This window comes from Nostoc flagelliforme FACHB-838 (genome assembly GCF_014698065.1).
Lineage (GTDB): Bacteria > Cyanobacteriota > Cyanobacteriia > Cyanobacteriales > Nostocaceae > Nostoc > Nostoc flagelliforme_B.
The window spans coordinates 44733-63951 of record NZ_JACJSI010000029.1 but is presented as its reverse complement, the minus strand read 5'-3'; the positions used below and the strand labels follow the sequence as shown (position 1 = coordinate 63951).

At 43.6% G+C, this 19219-nt stretch carries 14 protein-coding genes; 12 read left to right on the top strand and 2 right to left on the bottom strand.

Annotated features, from left to right (window positions below; translation table 11 throughout):
• Window positions 1-43 precede the first annotated feature (43 nt).
• Together rfbC and H6G97_RS16385 are read right to left on the bottom strand one after the other, a co-directional pair.
• Entirely contained in the window at window positions 44-613 is a 570-nt protein-coding gene (gene rfbC, locus H6G97_RS16390) for a dTDP-4-dehydrorhamnose 3,5-epimerase (protein WP_190941804.1), read from the bottom strand.
• Window positions 571-1638 carry an NAD-dependent epimerase/dehydratase family protein gene (locus H6G97_RS16385; RefSeq protein ID WP_190941803.1) on the bottom strand — a complete coding sequence of 356 codons (1068 nt, stop codon included), beginning with the start codon at window positions 1636-1638 and terminating at the stop codon, window positions 571-573. The genes rfbC and H6G97_RS16385 overlap by 43 nt, the downstream gene beginning before the upstream one ends.
• Before the next feature lie 629 nt (window positions 1639-2267).
• Here H6G97_RS16385 and H6G97_RS16380 point away from each other — a divergent pair.
• The 12 genes from H6G97_RS16380 to H6G97_RS16325 all read left to right on the top strand — a co-directional run bounded on the left by H6G97_RS16380 (window position 2268) and on the right by H6G97_RS16325 (window position 19213).
• Window positions 2268-4610 (top strand): NACHT domain-containing protein, encoded by a 2343-nt coding sequence (locus H6G97_RS16380; protein WP_190941802.1) that lies wholly within the window; start codon window positions 2268-2270, stop codon window positions 4608-4610.
• A gap of 999 nt (window positions 4611-5609) precedes the next feature.
• Window positions 5610-7673, top strand: coding sequence for a glycosyltransferase (locus H6G97_RS16375; RefSeq protein ID WP_190941801.1), 2064 nt, complete (start codon window positions 5610-5612; stop codon window positions 7671-7673).
• A gap of 24 nt (window positions 7674-7697) precedes the next feature.
• The gene (locus H6G97_RS16370) at window positions 7698-8264 is read left to right on the top strand and encodes a hypothetical protein (RefSeq protein ID WP_190941800.1); all 567 of its coding nucleotides are present in this window, start codon (window positions 7698-7700) and stop codon (window positions 8262-8264) included.
• Window positions 8265-8322: 58 nt separating this feature from the next.
• Complete coding sequence (locus tag H6G97_RS16365; protein ID WP_190941799.1) at window positions 8323-10155, top strand: ABC transporter transmembrane domain-containing protein; 1833 nt, start codon at window positions 8323-8325, stop codon at window positions 10153-10155.
• Entirely contained in the window at window positions 10152-11957 is a 1806-nt protein-coding gene (locus H6G97_RS16360; RefSeq protein ID WP_190941798.1) for an ABC transporter ATP-binding protein, read from the top strand. The genes H6G97_RS16365 and H6G97_RS16360 overlap by 4 nt, the downstream gene beginning before the upstream one ends.
• A gap of 170 nt (window positions 11958-12127) precedes the next feature.
• The gene (locus H6G97_RS16355; RefSeq protein ID WP_190941797.1) at window positions 12128-12709 is read left to right on the top strand and encodes an acyltransferase; all 582 of its coding nucleotides are present in this window, start codon (window positions 12128-12130) and stop codon (window positions 12707-12709) included.
• Complete coding sequence (locus H6G97_RS16350; RefSeq protein WP_242054955.1) at window positions 12709-13308, top strand: acyltransferase; 600 nt, start codon at window positions 12709-12711, stop codon at window positions 13306-13308. The genes H6G97_RS16355 and H6G97_RS16350 overlap by 1 nt, the downstream gene beginning before the upstream one ends.
• Window positions 13298-14479, top strand: a complete 1182-nt coding sequence (locus tag H6G97_RS16345; RefSeq protein ID WP_190941796.1) for a hypothetical protein — start codon at window positions 13298-13300, stop codon at window positions 14477-14479. Before H6G97_RS16350 ends, H6G97_RS16345 begins: the two co-directional genes overlap by 11 nt.
• A gap of 2 nt (window positions 14480-14481) precedes the next feature.
• A complete protein-coding gene (locus tag H6G97_RS16340; protein ID WP_190941795.1) occupies window positions 14482-15681 on the top strand; it encodes a hypothetical protein in 1200 nt (399 codons plus the stop codon).
• Between the two features lie 44 nt (window positions 15682-15725).
• The gene (locus H6G97_RS16335) at window positions 15726-16865 is read left to right on the top strand and encodes a glycosyltransferase (RefSeq protein WP_190941794.1); all 1140 of its coding nucleotides are present in this window, start codon (window positions 15726-15728) and stop codon (window positions 16863-16865) included.
• A gap of 5 nt (window positions 16866-16870) precedes the next feature.
• Window positions 16871-18067: a glycosyltransferase family 2 protein gene (locus tag H6G97_RS16330; protein ID WP_242054954.1), complete on the top strand. Its 1197-nt coding sequence runs from the start codon at window positions 16871-16873 to the stop codon at window positions 18065-18067.
• A 12-nt stretch (window positions 18068-18079) separates the two neighbouring features.
• Entirely contained in the window at window positions 18080-19213 is a 1134-nt protein-coding gene (locus tag H6G97_RS16325) for a glycosyltransferase family 2 protein (protein ID WP_190941793.1), read from the top strand.
• The last annotated feature ends 6 nt before the right edge of the window (window positions 19214-19219 follow it).

Below are 19219 nucleotides of genomic sequence, written 5' to 3'. Positions count from 1 at the left end.
CCCACACTGTTATATGCAATTTGATAGTGGTATATGAGAACCCTTACATTTTCACACCTGGTTGAGCGTGGCTAGAGTCTAAAACAGATTCAAACAAAGGCCAGCTTGTATCTTTCTCAGAAATTTCACTTATAGGTAAAGGCCATTCAATCTCAAAAGCTGGATCGTTATAGGGCAGACCACACTGATAATCTGGCGCATAGAATTCACTCATTTGATACACAATTTCAGCCGCATCAGTTAGTGTCTGATAACCATGAGCAAACATCTCAGGCACGTATAAAGCTCTACAGTTCTCTGCTGATAGCTCAACACCAATATGTAACTTATATGTAGGAGATTCAGGGCGCAGGTCGATGATCACATCATAGATAGCGCCATGAGTACAGCGAACCAATTTTACTTCGGTTGCCGGAGCAACTTGATAATGCATATCCCGGAGAGTACCCTTTTTGTGATTGAAAGCAATATTGCATTGGGCAATTGTTGGCTTTAAACCGTGAGCCAAAAATTCCTGAGCGCAAAAAGTCCGAGCAAAGAAGCCACGAGTATCTTGCCGTTGCTCTATGTCTATAACGAATGCACCTTTGAGTGCAGTTTCTGTGAATAGCATGACTTATTCCAGAAGAAATTTTGATCTATTTGTTGAGTCCGAATCAAATACTCCAGCTGCTTTAAGCGAGTGAACCCTTTAAATAAAAAGGTGGATTCTGACATATCGATAGCAGTAAACACATCGAACAATTGCTGTGTACCTTTAACTGCATTCCACTCACACTTAAATCCCGGTAGTCTGGTGTTAATCTTCTCGAAAGAAACCCGATAGCTGCGGTTATCGGCACTAGTGTCACCAAAAGAAAGTTGGCATCCAGTAAAAACTTCAGCTACTATCTGGGCAATTTCTTTGACTTTATAGTTGCCAGCAGTGTCACCCACATTGAAAATTTGGTTGTGAATAATGTCGCGCGGAGCTTCTAGGGTACATACAATTGCTTTGCAAATGTCTAGCAAATGAACTAGTGGTCGCCAAGGAGTACCGTCGCTTATCATCTTGATTTCTTTAGTCGTCCATGCCAGCCCAGACAGGTTATTTAACACAATATCAAAGCGCATTCTGGGAGATGCGCCGTAGGCAGTGGCATTCCGCAAAAAGGTAGGAGAGAAAGTATCGTCAGCTAATAACTTGACATCTCGCTCTACCAAGGTTTTACATTCAGCATACGCAGTTTGGGGGTTGACAGGAGACTCCTCCGTAACATATTCATCAGTACCAATGCCATAGACACTGCACGAAGACGTATAGACAAAGCGACGCACACCGGCTGTTTTAGCTAGTTGAGCAAGTTGAACTGAGCCTTGATGGTTAATTTCATAAGTCACATCAGGACGTAACTGTCCGGCGGGATCGTTGGAAAGTTCAGCTAAATGAATGACTGCTTCAACACCTTGCAAATCTTCAACTGTGATATGGCGGATATCTTTATTAAGAGTTTTGGCTGTGAGTTCGGTTCCGTTGTACAGCCAACCAACTTTGTAGAATCCTGTGTCAACTCCAATAACCTCATGACCATGTTGCATCAAGATTGGGGCTAATAAAGAACCGATATAGCCTTCAGTTCCAGTTACCAGTATTTTCATGAATGTCAAACCTGATAGGTAGAGCTTGGTTTTGTAAAAAACCTTCGTCGACTTACTACAAACACTACAAAACTATTTCTTCAAGACGAGCTACGTCGCATCAAGAATCACTTACAAGACTGTCTCTTTCGACTGCGCCCAATGTTGTGGTATCTAGCACAAGCCTTTACATAAATACCAGTGTGTAATAAGTATGTTTGCGATCGCGTTCAGGAGAATGTATGACTTAATGTATAAGTTATGTCAGCTGAGTTTACTTCAATTTGTCTATTTATCCTACTTTTCCTACTTTTGTTACTTTTATTACATTTAATAGTATTTAAAATAACAAAAGGCTAAAAGTCATTCTTTTTTGATAAAAAATAAGCCATAAGAGGGAGGAAACTACTATTCTAAATTACTTATTGTTAAAATCTATCAAAAACTAATCTTGATAAACATTTAATTTTACTACATTAATTACGCTCACTACACTATTGATTTAGCTATTGGATTTTTTTAGCTATTAAAGAAAAGTTTATAAAACTCAAACTTTGAAGTAACATATAACACAAATAGAAATTAATAATTAATCGTTAATTTATTTAATACTTCACCTAAATTAATAGCTGGAGATTCAAAACTGTTTTATGGCACGACGTTCGTTGAAAGCATCTACTGTAGGTATTGAGAAAGCAAAAAGGGCTTTCAAAGTCAGGGAGTGGACGCAAGAGTATTTAGCTAGTGAGGTAGGGCTTGAGACTCGCCAATCAATCTGGAAATTTTTTACAGGCAAGCCGATTGAGCGTCAGAATTTTATGGAGATTTGCTTTCAACTCGGTTTAGATTGGCAAGACATTGCTCAACTACCGGATCAGAGGCTACTGACAGAAAACAACCAGACATGGGAAAACTGTCAAGATGTCGAAAGCTTGGTGCAAATGTTGCGATCGCATCGAAGTGATAAGATTCAATCCCAATGTGCCACTACTCGGTTGTTAGATATCCCTCAACCAATTCAGCTAGAAGAAATTTATGTCGACACCAATATTCTGAATAATATTACAAGTCGAAGATGGTTAGATATCCTCGATCTACAAGAGTCTATTCCAGAAGAGTTCGACTGTTTTGATTTTAATCAACTTTATCAAGAACGAGTCTCTGCAATACAAGCAGTTATCACCTATCCCAAACTAATGGTACTAGGTAAACCAGGGTCTGGGAAAACTACATTTTTAAAGTATATTACCATGCAATGCAATCAAGGCAAATTACTATCAGACCGGATACCTATTTTTATTCGTTTGAGGAACTTTGCTGAGGATGCTAGAGAAACAGGAAAGTACAGTTTGTTGAACTATATTAGTCAAGAACTTACCGACTGCGGTGCTTCAGATCCAGAAATCCAAGCATTATTAATTGACGGCAAAATATTAGTTTTGCTGGATGGTTTAGATGAAATTCCAGAAGATGATAACCAAACAATAATCAGTAAAATTGCGATTTTTGCGGAAAAGTATTACAAAAACCAGTTTATTATTACATGTCGGATTGGTTCCCAACAGTATCGGTTTGAAGAATTTAGCGATGTTGAAATTGCTGATTTTGACTCCTCCCAAATTGAGGCTTTTGTCCAAAACTGGTTTATTAATGTTAGCAATAATTCCCTAGAAAAAGGACAAGCCTTAACTTGTCAGTTCGTGGAAAAACTACAGTTATTAGAGAATAAACAAATTCGAGAACTGGTCGTAACGCCACTTTTGCTTAACCTGGTTTGTTGTGTATTCCAAGGCCGCTCAGACTTTCCAGTTAGAAAGGTCGAACTTTACAAGCAAGGATTGGACATTTTGCTCAATCGCTGGGATAAAGTAAGGAACATTAAACGAAATGAAATTTATCTTCGTTTGTCTTTACCTCAAAAGTTTGGGCTGCTGAGTCAAATTGCTGCTATTACCTTTAAGCAAGGTCATTACTTTTTCACACAAAGTAATGTCCAGCAATACATTACAGACTACCTTTGTAACTTACCCATAGACCAAACTGAGCCGGAAGTACTGCAACTCAACAGTGAAGTAGTGCTGAAATTGCTTGAAACAAATGGATTATTAATAGAGCAGGCACGGGGAATTTACTCGTTCTCGCATATAGTTTTTCAGGAGTATTTAACAGCTAAAAATATTGTTACTAGTCCCAACCCACAAATATTAGAAAAAAAATTAATTGAGTTGGTTAGCCATTTGCGTGAACCACGTTGGCGCAAAATATTTTTACTAACTGCTGGCATGTTGGATGATCCCATTTGTCTGTTGCAATTTATGAAGCAAGATATTGATCAGCTTGTCGCCTTTGATAAGCAATTGCAAAAGTTCTTTAACTGGGTTAATCATAAGTCCCTTTCAGTTCAGTCTACCCATAAAAGAGTAGCTATTCGTGCTTTTTATCTTACACTAGAACTTCTCGACGACCTGAACTTGACTAATGACTTGGCTTTTTCCCTTGGTATCGATCTCAGGCTCACTAATAATCTTACTCCTGATTTAGCTTTAGATATAGCTCTTCAGTGTGCCCTTCAGTTAAGCCTTGCCCTGCTTCACGAGCCGTCTTTGGATCGAATTTTGGCTTTAAGCTTTGCTCTCCCTGATGACCGAACTCTTGCCTGCAATCCTGAGTTACAGCATTCTTTGCAAAAACTTAAAGAACAATTACCGACTCCAGTTCAAGGCAAAGAAAAGTTAAAAGAATGGTGGAATGCTAATGGTCAGACTTGGGCTAATGAATTGAGGTTGGTGATAGTTCGGTGTCGTAATATTGGTCATCAATGGCAGTTCAGTGAGCAGCACAAAGAAGTACTCAAACAGTATTACACTGCCAACCAGTTATTAGTAGATTGTCTCAATAGTACTTGTAAAATAACTCCCACTCTAACAGAGAATATTTTGGCAACGTTATTGTTACCCACCCCTAAAAGATTGATCAGATATAGCAGCATATAGTAGGGTTATAAACCACAGTAGTAACAGTTTTAGAACTACCCCTTTTAAAGTTAGTATATGTAGCATCAAATTTTTTGTAATATTTCGTCTATTGGCTGAAATTGAGCAATGCCATGCCCCTACGAGAAATCTATATATACAGCAGATTGCAACAGGCGTGAGGTACAGATAATCGTAGGGACACAACATGTTGTGCCCCTACCCGTGTACTTCATTTACCTGAAATACGCTGTAAGCTGTTACGCATTTAACTTGAACATTTGCATGAAAGCTGATGACTGATAACCGTTAACCGTCAACAGTTAACAGTTAACAGTTAACGACCGTAAAGAGTGTTTATACAATTTAGGCGCGCATCAGCTTATCACTATTTTTGTGAATTGGTATGATATCATGTTCGGCAAATCACTTATAATATGTCATTGCGAATGCAACGAAGTGGAATGAAGCAATCGCAGAAGCAATCGCAAAGGTTTGGGATTGCCGCGCTACGCTCGCAATGACATAAGTATTAAGTCGAACATGATATGACTCCTGAATTCTATTCGATAATATCTGTGCTACAAAATTTAAGCTTATTGAGGAATGAAAACGAAAAATTAAAGTTTTCAAGCACATTTTATGAAAAGAAGTAGGGATTTTTAGATGAGTGGGATAAGTTCATGTATTCAACCGCAAATTTTTGAACTGACTCAGCAACGCCAGTTGCTGAGTTAGAGCATTTTTACGCAGATGAGTGACCAACTGAATACAAAACTAGACTGAAAATATACGTTAACTTATACATTTTCGTAAACGCGATCGCAAACGCACTACTGAGACAGTTTAAATATTACAAGATTGTTAATTGATAGCGGTTGTGGTGCTATTAACGCAATATGCTGCGGATGCGTTAATCATGTAAGTATCTGTGTGTTTCTGTGTGTTTCTCTTTTAAGTAAATTGGGCTAGCGTTTCAGCAGAGAGGAAATAAATTTGCAGTGAATTGTCGGGGGTAATTTGCTAAATCTGACTTCAACACCTTCTGGCTTCTGTGGTGAACCACTTGCAAAAGGCGAGGTAGTCACAGTAAAAGGTAAGTTTTTCTTTATTAGAGAGAAAAAGTTTTTTCTTAAAGGAGTTAGTTACGGCCCTTTCTCCATCGGTAGCCACGGTGAGTCCTTTCCAGAAAAATCAGTTGTGGAAAAAGATTTCGCCATGATTGCAGAAATGGGTGCTAACTGTCTGCGTACCTATACTGTTCCACCTGATTGGCTTTTGGATCTAGCTGCAATCTATGGTCTTAGGCTGTTAATTGGTATACCTTGGTCTCAGCATATTGCCTTCCTCGACTCTTCTGCTGTGAAAGCAGAAATCCGTAACTGCATTGCTCAAGGAGTTAAAGTTTGCCGGGGTCATGCCGCCACCTTTGCCTATTTAGTGGGCAATGAGATTTCTCCAGATATTGTCCGATGGCATGGAGCAAAACCAGTTCGGGCTTTTATCAAAGAGTTAATGGCGGTAGCAAAATCCAGTGATCCTGAAGGTTTAGTAAGCTATGCCAATTATCCTTGCACTGAGTATTTAAATATTGACTTTACTGATTTCTCATGCTTTAACGTTTACCTGCATCGAGAACAAGATTTTCGCCGCTACCTCTCTCGGCTTCATAACCTTACTGAGGATAAACCTCTAGTACTGAGTGAGTTTGGCGTTGACTCGATGGGTGAAGGAACCCAAGTTCAAGCCGAAATTCTTTCTCAAAAGCTGTCATCTAGTTTTGAGATGGGAGCAGCAGGAACGATCATCTTTTCTTGGACGGATGAATGGTTTACTGGTGGATATGCCATACAGGACTGGGCTTTTGGTTTAGTTGATGCCGAACGGCTTAAAAAACCAGCTTTCCAGACAGTTCAGGAATATTACACAGCACCTCTGCCGCCAGCGTTACCTGAGTATCCCAAAGTCTCAGTGGTTGTATGCGCTTACAATGCTGAACGCACGATGGATAGTTGTCTAGCTTCTCTCAAAGAAGTCAACTATCCCAACTATGAAGTAATTGTAGTTAATGATGGATCGCGCGATCGCACTCTCGAAATCACTCAGCGTTACGACTATGTACGCCTAATTAACCAAGAAAACAAGGGATTAAGCGTCGCCCGCAACGTTGGTATGGCTGCCGCTACTGGCGAGATTGTCGCCTATACCGATTCTGATTGTATGGTAGATCCAGACTGGCTCACCTATCTGGTCGCCAAGTTTCTTTCCTCTGATGTAGGTGCCGTAGGTGGGCCAAACTTATCTCCCCCGGAAGACTCTCTTGTTCCCGCCTGCGTTGCCGTCTCTCCTGGCGTACCTACCCACATACTTTTGAGTGATGAGGTAGCCGAACATATTGCTGGCTGCAACATGGCTTTTCGTCGGGAGATTCTAGAAGAAATTAACGGCTTCAACCCGATATTTCGTACTGCTGGTGATGATGTCGATATCTGTTGGCGACTGCAAGATAAAGGTTACACCATTGGTTTTAGCCCAACGGCAATAGTATGGCATTTTCGCCGTAACACAGTAGCTGCCTATCTCAAACAGCAGCAAGGCTATGGCAAAGCAGAAGCACTCGTTTATTTTAAGCATCCCTACCGCTTTAACCTTCTGGGGCAGCCCTCTTGGTTGGGGAGAATCTACGGAGATTTATCTACATTTCTTCGTATTGGTCAACCAATTATCTACTCTGGGGTGTTTGGTCGCGGTTTGTTTCAAACCTTGTACGAGCCTTCCTCCTCTCTCATCTCTTACCTCCCCCTCACACTAGAGTGGAATATCGCAGCTTTAATCCTATTTGTGTCCGCGCTTTTGTCTGGCCATCGCCCGTGGTTCGGTGCAGCAATGTTCCTCATCTCTTTTACCTGGTGTGTAGCTGGTGCTATACAAGCGCGAATTGACTCTCGTTTTGCCAAAAAAAGGGCACGGTTGCTTGTGGCACTGCTGATTTACCTGGGCCCGCTTGTACGTAGTATAGAGCGATACAAATGGCGCATCAAGGAACTTAAGAAAGCGGAACCGATAAAGTTTGATGAGCTGTAAAGAAAAATAGAAGCATCTAAAAAAATGACTCAAACACTAACTCAAGCAGAATTAATTAAGTTTGATTCGCCAGCCAGCAGAGTAAATATTTCCTGGCGCGATCGCGCCTATGAGTTGTCCTATTGGACAGAGACAGGAATGGAAAAGGAGAACCTGCTGCAAAAGGTAATGGATTTACTCCTGCCTTCCAAGTATTTCATTGCAATGGATCAAGGCTGGAGCGACTGGGATTTAGAGATTTACCAGGGGATTTGGTCAAAAGTTCAGCTCAAAGTATGTACCGAAAATCATGGAGGTAACAAAAGAGTTTTGAGGATGCGGTGTGCTCTGAGAATGTCACAGTTCGCAACTATGGCTATGGTTGGCTATTGTCTCTTCACAATTCTGGCGATCGTTCTGGGAATGCCAGAAATAGCAACAGTCACAATTGCAGTAGGTATCCTCAACGCCGCTTTCATCTTATATCAGAACTTCCAGTTGGGACGTATTCTCTATCAAGTACTAGAGATTGTTGCCAGAAGAGTGAAGTTGCTGCCAATACAAACCACCAGCAACAAGTCTGTCAGAGAAAGTGCAATATTACAGTCCTGACGAACGTCTTGGTACTCCAGTAACAAATGAAATGACTAGACGGGAGGTAAATCTGTAAGTGAGGCAAGAGATCAAAGCGATAACGCATCGATACGGGCAGATGCTCCGATATCCACTGCGCCACTGGCGTACCTTAATAGCAATCCTCGGTCTCACAGCTGGTACTTCAGCCACCGCAACACTTCAACCTTGGCCAATGAAAATCCTGGTGGATTATGCCTTCGGTCAAGCAGTAATCCCCCCGCTAGCTGGCTCATTTCTGGATACTTTTAACTTGGCGCTCACACCGATGCTGCTGGTCGTTATTGCCGCTGTTTGTAGTCTTGGACTTTATGCTCTAAACGCTACCTTGGAAACTAGTCTTAACTGGGTCTGGAGTGCTGTCGGGCAAGGTATGGTCTACGAACTGGCCCAGAAACTGTTCTATCGTTTGCAACGCCTTTCACTGTTGTTCCATAACCAACGGACTGTTGGTGATTCCCTCAGCCGTTTGGCCGGAGATACTTATTGCGTTTACACCTTGAGCAGTGCTTTGCTGATTTCACCTGTGCAACACTTGCTGACGCTAGCAACTATCAGCATCGTCGCCTGGAATCTGAGTCCTTTACTAACGCTGCTTTCGCTTTTCGTAGCACCAGTGATGGGCGGTTCAGCCCTTGTTTTTGGTTCCCGACTCAAGCGCCGGACAAAACTTAACCGCGAAGCCCAGTCACGGCTCACCAGTTTTGTCCACCAAACGGTAACAGCAATCCCTATGATCCAGGCATTTGGTAGAGAGAGTTACAATACCCGGCAGTTTGAACATTTAGCGGCAGACGCAGTTGTTTTATCACAACGTGAAACTCTGCTCAAGAGCGTTTACAGTGTGGCAAATGGGACTGTGACAACCATCGGTACTGCGATCGTTCTGTATGTGGGCGGGCAGCAGGTGTTATTAGGGGCTATGACTATCGGCAGCCTGCTCGTATTCTTAGCATATCTCCAGTCTATACAAGGAGCATTTAAGGGACTATTTGGCACCTACGGGAGTCTAAAGTCTGTAGATGCCAATATAGATCGAGTGTTAGAGGTTTTGGATGCTAAAAATGGGGTGCAAGATGCCCCTACTGCCAGACCATTGCCTGCTCATCCAGCAGGAGGACGGGGACACGTATGTTTAGAGAAAGTCACCTTCGGTTACGAACCTAACTATCCCGTCCTCCAAGAAATTACCCTGGAAGCGCGACCAGGAGAAACGATCGCCCTAGTAGGCGCGACAGGTGCTGGTAAGAGTACACTGGTTTCCCTGATTCCCCGCTTTTTTGACCCCTGGCAGGGACGAATTCTCTTTGATGGGGTGGATCTAAGAGGTGTGCAATTGGAAAGCTTGCGATCGCAAATTGCCCTAGTGCTGCAAGAGCCGTTTTTGCTGCCCCTCTCGGTAGCACAAAATATTGCCTACGCGTGTCCAGAGGCAAGCCTAGAGAAAATTGTCGCAGCAGCGAAAGCGGCTAAGGCGGACGACTTTATCCAACGATTGCCCCAAGGCTATGACACCTTGATTGGCGAAAGAGGAGCGCTCCTCTCTGGAGGACAGAGACAGCGAATAGCGATCGCCCGGGCGTTGCTTAAGGATGCGCCAGTGCTGATTCTCGATGAACCTACTTCTGCCCTGGATGCCCAGACTGAGAATTTACTGCTGGAAGCTTTAGATCGCCTGATCGAAGGCCGGACTACGTTTATCATTGCCCATCGACTTTCGACGATTCAACGAGCAGATCGAATTGTGGTTCTGGAGCAGGGAAAGGTTGTGGAGATGGGAACACACGAGGAATTGCTGGCTGTCCGTGGTTTCTACCATCGTCTACACTCCTTGCAATTTCCAGAAACGCCGCAGGAGGTCGTTTTATGAAACTGTGGTGGCTGCGACTGGCACGTTACGCCCTGGTTCGTTGGCACGGACTCACGTTTGTAATGGTGCTAATGCTGATTAATGTGGGGCTGAATGTACTCAAGCCCTGGTCTTTGAAGTTGATCGTTGATTACGTCCTGAACAACCAATCGCTACCAAATAGTTTTGTTTGGCTCAAAACCTTGCCTGGCAGTGAATCCAACATTCAGTTGCTCGGTTGGTTAGCAGGTGCCACAATCGTTCTATTTTTATCTGGCGAAGGGGTTCGGCTGATACAGGAATATGTTGGAGCTGGTGTTGGCAGCCAGATGGTTTATGACTTGGGAGCAGCACTGTTTGATCGCTTACAGCATCTTTCTTTAAGATTCCATAACCAACAGCGCGCTGGCGATCTTGTTAGGCGAGTAATGACTGACAGCATGTGTATTCAGAATCTAGCGATGGGGGTTTTTCTGCCCATGCTTACTTCTGTGGTGAATTTGCTAGCAATGTTCGCCGTCATGTGGCAGATTAATCGCTCCCTTTCACTGCTCTCACTTATGATTGCTCCTCTAATAATGTTACTCATTTGGGTCTTTAACCAACCCATGACTGAGCGAACCTATGAGTATCAACAATTTGAAGGTGAGATCGTAGCGTTGAGTGAGCAGACCTTGACAGCGCTACCGATTATTCAAGCATTCGGACGTGAAGCACACGAAGATGAGCGCTTTCGCCACCTGTCTCAAAAAGCCCTCCAAGCTTATGTACGCTCTATCCTTGCCCAAATGCAATTCAAAGTTGGGGTGGGAGGCGTAACCGCAGTAGGAACATCAGTAATCATGGCTTACGGTGGCTTCCAAGTTTTGGATGGGTCACTCTCAATTGGTTCTTTACTGGTCTTTCTCTCTTATCTCGGCTCCCTGTACGTGCCGATGGCGACTCTGGCTTATATATCGTCCAGTTTTGCAGCAGCAGCAGCTAGTGCTCGTAGAGTGTTAGAGGTTTTAGATGCTAAAGATGGGGTGCAAGATGCCCCTGCTGCCAGACTATTGCCTGCTAATCCAGCAGGAGGACGCGGACACGTATGTTTAGAGAAAGTCACCTTCGGTTACGAACCTAAATATCCCGTTCTCCAAGAAATTACCTTAGAAGCGCGACCGGGAGAAACGATCGCTCTAGTAGGCGCAACAGGTGCTGGTAAAACTACCCTAGTCTCGCTGATTCTCCGATTTTTTGACCCCTGGCAGGGACGAGTCTTTTTTGATGGGATGGATGTACAAAGCGTGCAATTGAAAAGCCTGCGCGAGCAGATTGCCCTCGTGCTGCAAGAGCCGTTTTTGCTGCCGATAACGATCGCCGAGAACATTGCTTATGGCTGCTTTAATGCCAGCCGTGAAGCGATCGTCAAAGCTGCCCAAGCTGCCAATGCTGACGCCTTTATTCAAAGATTGCCTCAAGGTTATGACACGGTAATTAGTGAGCGCGGAGCCACGCTTTCAGGAGGCGAAAAGCAACGGTTAGCGATCGCCCGCGCCCTGCTCAAGGATGCTCCAGTGCTAATTCTGGATGAACCCACCTCTGCCCTGGATGCTCAAACCGAGTTTCTGTTGCTGGAAGCATTAGAGCGACTGATGGCAGGACGGACTACGTTTATTATTGCCCATCGCCTCTCGACAATTCAACGAGCCAACCGAATCGTAGTGTTGGATCAGGGGAAAGTAGTAGAGATGGGAACTCATGAGGAGTTGCTAGCGGTAAGTGGTTATTACAAGAAGCTGTATAAATTACATTTCGGCTCAACTCAACCAGCATCAGCGTAGATACTTGAAGCATTTAAAAGAGTGAGATACAGCAATTGCCATAAATACCCAAAGATTAAAATACTGAATTACTAAGTATAAATTTTATAAAAATATCCTTTCAAAACCTTACAGACCGTTTACCAACCCATCTTGATTCCCATTACAATATGCAGCGCTCCCCTGAAATCATGAATGATTTAACCAACCAGCCACCCGATTGCCAGACGAGTCTAACTCTTCCATGCAATGTCCAGGTGGGACTCAACAGTGTTATCAACCATGATGAGCGCTGTTTTGCTCGCTTTCAGAGCCGCATCAACCCCGCGTTGCTCGTTGGAGAAAACTGCACGTTGGATTATGTGCATTTTGCGCTGGGCAAAGCTGCTAGGGTTGAGATTGGAAATTATTGTTATTTGACTAGTGTCATCCTGCTTTGCGAACAGGAAATTTGCATCGGCAACTATGTGGTTTTGGGATGGAATACCACGATCGCTGACACTGACTTTCATCCGATCGCACCAGCAGAAAGAATTGCAGATGCGATCGCCTGCTCTCCTCTGGGAAAAGGACGGCTCCGCCCTCCTGTGATGTGCCAGTCGGTAATCATTGAAGATGATGTTTGGGTTGGCCCCAATGTCACGATCCTCAAAGGAGTTCGCATCGGTGCTGGAGCTTGGATTGAGGCTGGGGCATTGGTGACACGGAATATACCACCACGTAGCAGGGTGATGGGCAATCCAGCCCAGGTGATTGGGGAGGTAGAAACCTAATGGAAGCCACACGAACATTGCCTTGGGACTGGTATCCGGGAACAATTCCCGACAATGTTGTTTTAGGAGACGACACTTATATTGAGACTAGCCTCAGCTTTAAACTTTACCGCAGCCAATTAGCAGTAGGGCTACGATTAGGTAAAGGTTCTGCTGTATATAAAGATACTATGTTTGACATAGGTTCCCGCGCTCAGGTAGAGGTGGGGGAATATGCATTGATTCACGGTGCCCGCATCGTCTGCGATGCCGAACTAAAGATTGGCAATTATGCTTTGATCTCCTGGCAAGTTGTCCTCATGGATACTTACCGCTTACCATTCGACATTGCCAAGCGACGAAAAATTTTAGAACGAGCATCGTGTCAACTTTCTCAATTCTCTAACGCTGATGTCCCAGCCCAACCAATTTGGATTCAAGATAACGTCTGGATTGGATTTGATTCCTGTATTTTGCCGGGGGTGACAATCGGTGAAGGGGCGATCGTCGGTGCGCGATCTGTTGTTAGCGAGGATGTTCCACCGTATACCGTTGTAGCTGGCAATCCTGCCCGGATCGTTCGGCAGTTAGAGGCAGGAGGTAGGAAGCATGAATTATGAACCCCCTACTAAGGGGAAAATTATTGTCTTCGGGATTTTGTTTTGGTATCCCCTAGCAGGAGTAACTTATCAATTTCTCCACTATATGCTTGGGCTGCGTCAACTCGGCTATGATCCCTACTACATCGAAGATTCAGGACGCTGGATTTACAACCCCCTAATTAACGATCTATCTCCAGACGCTACCGATAACATTAAGCGAGTCGCACCAATTTTGGAGGACTATGGCTTTAAAGAGCGTTGGGCATTTCGCGGCCACTATCCAGGGGGCGAGTGTTATGGGATGAGCGAAACCCAAATCCTCAACCTATATAAGGAAGCAGACGCATTCTTGAATGTAACTGGCGCTCAAGAAATCCGTGAGGAGCATTTAGCTTGTCGTCGCCGCATCTATGTTGAATCTGATCCAGTTGGATCTCAAATTCGGGTTGTTCAGGGAGACGAAACCTTAATTGCTGACCTGGAAGCCCATGATACACACTTTAGCTTTGGGGAAAATCTGGGTGCGCCTGATTGTGGAGTACCAACTTCCCGCTTTGAGTGGTTACCGACTCGTCAAGCGATCGCAACAGACTTGTGGCAAACGTCAGATAAAACGCCAGGTATAGCTTACAACACCATTACCACCTGGGACAACAAGGGAGGTAAAGATATTACATATCAAGGTGAAACCTATTACTGGCGAAAGGCACGCGAGTTTGAAAAATTTATCGATCTGCCGCACCAGCGCTCAGTGCAATTTGAGATTGCGGCGGCTGATGTCAGCCAGGATGTGCGATACCTGCTACAAAAACACGGTTGGAGCCAGGTAGACTCAATGGAACTCTCCCAAAATCTGAATTCTTACCGCAATTATATCCAGCGATCGCGCGGTGAATTCACCGTAGCTAAGGATCAATACACGCGACTGCATAGTGGCTGGTTTAGCGATCGCTCTGCCTGCTATCTGGCCGCAGGCCGTCCTGTAATTACCCAAGAAACAGGGTTTAGCAAGTTCTTGCCCACAGGGAAGGGATTATTTGCATTCAAAACTATGGAAGATATTTTGGCGGCAGTGGACGCGATCGAAAGCGACTACGAAGGCAATTGCCGGGCAGCCCGCGAAATTGCCTCAGAGTACTTTGCCGCAGAGAAAGTGATTGGCAGTCTCATGGAGCGAGCGGGGTTATAAGCATGGCACGCATTGTTGTTTGCGGATATATGATTCGACATCCAGTAGCTGGCAATCTCTTAGCCTACTTTCACTATGTGTTAGGGCTACATAATCTGGGACATGAAGTTCTATACTTGGAGGAAAGCGGCTGGCCTGAGTCCTGCTATAACCCAATCAACCACAATTACAATGATGATCCTGGCTTTGGTTTGCACGCAGTCCAGACACTAATAAACACTTATGGTGTAAATGCGACAGTGTGCTATGTAAATCGTGATACAGGAACTGTCTACGGTGCAGATTGGCAAGAAATAAAGCAGATGCTCAAAACGGCGGATCTGCTATTAAATATCGGTGGAGTTTGCTGGTTGCCTGAGTTTCTTTTATGCAAACATCGAGTATTAATCGATATGGACCCATTCTTTACGCAGATTGGGACATTCGCTGCCGAGGGTCGCAATGAATATCACGCCTACTTTAGTTATGGCGTTAATATTGGGCAACCCAATTGCGGCATACCGAGTGATGGCATTAAATGGCTCCCCACTGTACCGCCTGTTGTACCAGAGATATGGAACCCGATACTTATTCCTAAAGATAGTTGCGAAGAACGCGTAGATTTACCATTTACGACAATTGCCAATTGGAATGCTTATGGAGGTGTGACTTACAAAGGTGAGCATTATGGACAGAAAGATCAGGAATTTATGCGTCTGCTGGAACTCCCTAGCTACTGTTCGCAAAAACTCGAACTTGCTCTTGCCGGCAAGGATGCAGAAATAGCAGAGGTTGCAAAATCTTTACAGGCAGCAGGCTGGTTAATTCGAGATGGTAAGGAAATTAGCGCTAATCTGTCAACCTACATAACTTACCTAACTGGCTCTCGTGGTGAGTTTAGCGTTGCCAAACAGGCTTATGTCAAAACTCGTAGCGGTTGGTTTAGCGATCGCACTGTCTGCTATCTCGCTGCTGGTCGTCCCGTCATTTTACAAGATACTGGATTTAGCGATTGGCTGCCGACGGGGCAAGGTGTGCTGGCATTTTCATGCTTGCAGTCAGCCGTAAGCTGTATCGAGCGCGTCAACACAAATTATCAGGCTCACTGTCAAGCAGCAGTGGAATTAGCCGAGCAATTTTTTAGTTACAAAGTGGTGCTACCTAAATTACTGGAAACAGTTTTAACTACGAATAGAACTCATCTATCTCCATTTCCAGTCTGACTAGTCCTGATCTAAATCAAAACATTTAATAAATTTAAAATAGGATGATTATAATTTTTGCTAGTGCTATCGGTCGATTTCCCATAGGGGGCAACGCCTGGTCTGACCTGCAATACCTTCTGGGTCTGCGTGCCCTTGGACATGATATTTTCTATTTAGAAGAATGTGGATCGATGTCGTGGGTTTACAACTGGGAAACCGAGCAAATCACGACGGAGTTAGACTATCCGACAAATTATATTAAAAACTGCTTAGAACCGCTTGGTTTTAAGAACAAGTGGATTTACCGAACTGACGAGCATTCAGTCGGAATGGAGATTGACGAGTTTAAAGATATCTGCTCTCAGGCTGATTTAATGATTGTCCGTGGCTCACCACTTTCTGTTTGGAGAGATGAGTATGGATGGCCGCAGCGCCACATCTATATTGATGCAGATCCCGGTTTTACGCAGATTAATATTGCTAGCGGTAATTCGGAATTAGTACAAACGATTGAACGTTGCGATCGCCTGTTCACGATTGGACAACGCATAGATGTTGAAGACTGTCTTATCCCCACAAACGGTAGGCATTGGCTAAAAACATTACCTCCAGTAGCACTGCCTTACTGGCCAGTAATTGAAGACAATGACACCATCGGGTTCAGTTCGATTATGCAGTGGCACAGTTATCGGGAGGTAGTATCCGAAGGAATCACCTACGGCAACAAAGATAAAGAGTTCTTAAAGTTTATTGATATACCGCAACTCACCAAACAGCAGTTTCGGATTGCATTAAGCGGCGGCTTTCCTGATGAACTATTGCAGTATGGCTGGGAGGTGATTCCCGGATGGCTTGCGTCCTTTACACCAGAGTCTTACCAGAAATTTGTTCAAGCATCCCGTGCTGAGTTTGGAGTAGCAAAACAGGGTTATGTTGCTACCAAAGGTGGCTGGTTTAGCGATCGCAGCGTCTGTTACCTAGCCTCCGGCAGGCCAATTCTAGTTCAAGACACAGGCTTAAGCGATTGGCTACCGATCGGAGAAGGACTTTTAATCTTCCAAGACCTCTGCGAGGCGATGAACGGTGTCCACACGATCAATTCTAACTATGAAAAACATCGTCATGCCGCACGGAAGATTGCGGAAGATTATTTTGACTCCCATAAAGTTCTGTCCTCGCTGCTAGAAGCAGCTATGAATTAATCATCATGATTCAATTTAGAAATATCAATATGCCAACAGTCACCATTGGATTTTTTCCTCGCGAACAGTTCTCATTAGCTGCGGAATCTTTGCAGCGAATTTTTGACTACACGCATATTCCTTTTAATTTAATTATGATAAATTGCAACACTCCTGAAGTTTACTGGCAGCAAATTGAACAGGTGCTTGCGGGGCGTAGCAATGTCAAAGTCATTTATAAGGATTATTATTTGATGCCTAATCAATCAAGAAATCTGGTAATTCAGGAATCTAACCCTAATGATGATTTCTTGTGTTTCATCGAGAATGATGTTCTCGTAGAAGAGGATTGGCTGTCTTATCTCATCCAGGCTTGCGAAGAACATCCAGCTGATGTGGCCATTCCCCGTATTATCGAGGGCGGTTTGGGTGCAACTAAAATTCACTGGGACCCAAACTTAGGACAGGTTCATTCAGTACAAACGACGGATGGGATCAAGTTGGAAATTCTGCCAGCTACAGGCGATCAACAGCTTGATCAAGGTTCTCATCGCCGAAAACTAGAGTTATCTGGAGAGGTTCATTGTCAACTTTACCGCCGAAGTGTTTTCGATCGAGTGATGCCTTTTGATGATGTCGTCTATTTAGATTGGATTGATTCTAGTATGGCTTTGTATAATTCAAACATCCCAGTTGTGTTTGAACCGAAGTCTGTTATTCATTTCTGGCATCCTTTTCCTCCAGAACGCGATAACCTCGATTATTTCTTTAAAAGATGGGATATTCAACAAGCTGCCAAGGAATTAGATGAGATTCAGAAAAAGTGGAATCTGGCTCAAATGACCGCAGATTTATATTTTGTGGAAGAGCGTAATCGCATTGGTCATCTGTATGAGTTGAGGGAGGAACTGAAGGCTGTAATCTCAGCAGACAAACCTTTCATCTTAGTCGATGAGGATTGCCTAAATGGCAACAAAATCATTGAAGGTTTTCAGACTATTCCCTTTACTGAATGCAATGGACATTATTGGGGAATTCCCACAGATGATAATATGGCAATTCAAGAATTTGAGCGATTGCACCAAACTGGGGTATATGCAATTGTCTTCTTTTGGACGGCTTTTTGGTGGCTAGAGTACTTTACTGGATTTCATGACTATTTGCGTCAAAAGTTTCCTTACTTATTAAAAAACGATTATGTAATTGTGTTTGAATTAGGATAAAGGGAAAAGTATATGCAAAAAACTCTAGCCAGTATCATCATTACCAATTATAACTATGGCTCTTTTTTGTCCGAGGCAATTGAAAGTGCCCTAAATCAAAGCTATCAGCCTACAGAAGTCATCGTAGTTGATGATGGCTCAACCGATAACTCACAACAAATCATCACCAGTTATGGAGAAAAAATTGTTCCTGTCTTAAAAGATAATGGTGGACAAGCATCTGCATTTAATGCTGGTTTTGCTATTAGTTGTGGTGAGGTTATATGCTTCTTGGATTCAGATGATGTTTTGCTACCGAGTGCTATTGAAAGAGCAGTTAAAATATTGCATGACGATCCAGATGCAGTTAAGGTTCATTGGCCCTTGCGGGTCATTGATGTTGATAGCAACTTACTAGAAAAAATTGATTGTGAAGGTATTTTACTAGAAGGTAATTTATACAACGACCAGCTTAAATATGGTTTAGAAGGTCATACTTTTCCACCTACTAGCGGTAACGTTTGGTTACGCAGCTATTTAGAGAAAATCTTACCTATGCCTGAGACTAACTATCGATTAAATGCAGAGTCATACCTCGGGTTCTTGGCTCCTTTTTCTGGCAGTATCAGGCGGATTAATGAGTATCATTCGCTATACCGCATTCATGGTCATAATGGCACAAACAAGCGTACTTATAACTGGCGACTTAGCCACTATTATTATGAAGAGAAAGTTCTACGGGAATATTTACACAAACAAGGCATTAAAGTTAATGATGTATTTGAATATAAGGAAGATTCTTGTCACAAATATCTTCAACGGATGGTCAAGTTAGGTAAAGAGTTAGGTTCCTTGATTGCACAAGGGCAGAATTATATTTTGGTTGACATGGACGAACTGGGTCATCATCAGCTACTTGAAAATTGCCAAGCGATCCCTTTTCTAGAAAAAGAGGGTGTGTATTGGGGGCCTCCTAGTGGAGATGCCATAGCAATTAAGGAATTTGAGCGACTGCACCATGAAGGCGCAAGTTTCATCGTGTTTGCCTGGCCTGCCTTCTGGTGGCTTGACTACTATGCTGAATTCGTTCGCTATTTGCGTGCTAAGTTTCGTTGTCTTTTGGAAAATGAACGCTTGGTTGTCTTTGATTTACACACTTTAGCTTGATACTGC

Coding starts and splice junctions, on each gene's coding strand:
- H6G97_RS16370 (WP_190941800.1), top strand. CDS start 7,698: ATGACTCAAACACTAACTCAAGCAGAATTAATTAAGTTTGATTCGCCA.
- rfbC (WP_190941804.1), bottom strand. CDS start 613: ATGCTATTCACAGAAACTGCACTCAAAGGTGCATTCGTTATAGACATA.
- H6G97_RS16360 (WP_190941798.1), top strand. CDS start 10,152: ATGAAACTGTGGTGGCTGCGACTGGCACGTTACGCCCTGGTTCGTTGG.
- H6G97_RS16380 (WP_190941802.1), top strand. CDS start 2,268: ATGGCACGACGTTCGTTGAAAGCATCTACTGTAGGTATTGAGAAAGCA.
- H6G97_RS16325 (WP_190941793.1), top strand. CDS start 18,080: ATGCAAAAAACTCTAGCCAGTATCATCATTACCAATTATAACTATGGC.
- H6G97_RS16385 (WP_190941803.1), bottom strand. CDS start 1,638: ATGAAAATACTGGTAACTGGAACTGAAGGCTATATCGGTTCTTTATTA.
- H6G97_RS16330 (WP_242054954.1), top strand. CDS start 16,871: ATGATTCAATTTAGAAATATCAATATGCCAACAGTCACCATTGGATTT.
- H6G97_RS16355 (WP_190941797.1), top strand. CDS start 12,128: ATGAATGATTTAACCAACCAGCCACCCGATTGCCAGACGAGTCTAACT.
- H6G97_RS16340 (WP_190941795.1), top strand. CDS start 14,482: ATGGCACGCATTGTTGTTTGCGGATATATGATTCGACATCCAGTAGCT.
- H6G97_RS16345 (WP_190941796.1), top strand. CDS start 13,298: ATGAATTATGAACCCCCTACTAAGGGGAAAATTATTGTCTTCGGGATT.
- H6G97_RS16335 (WP_190941794.1), top strand. CDS start 15,726: ATGATTATAATTTTTGCTAGTGCTATCGGTCGATTTCCCATAGGGGGC.
- H6G97_RS16350 (WP_242054955.1), top strand. CDS start 12,709: ATGGAAGCCACACGAACATTGCCTTGGGACTGGTATCCGGGAACAATT.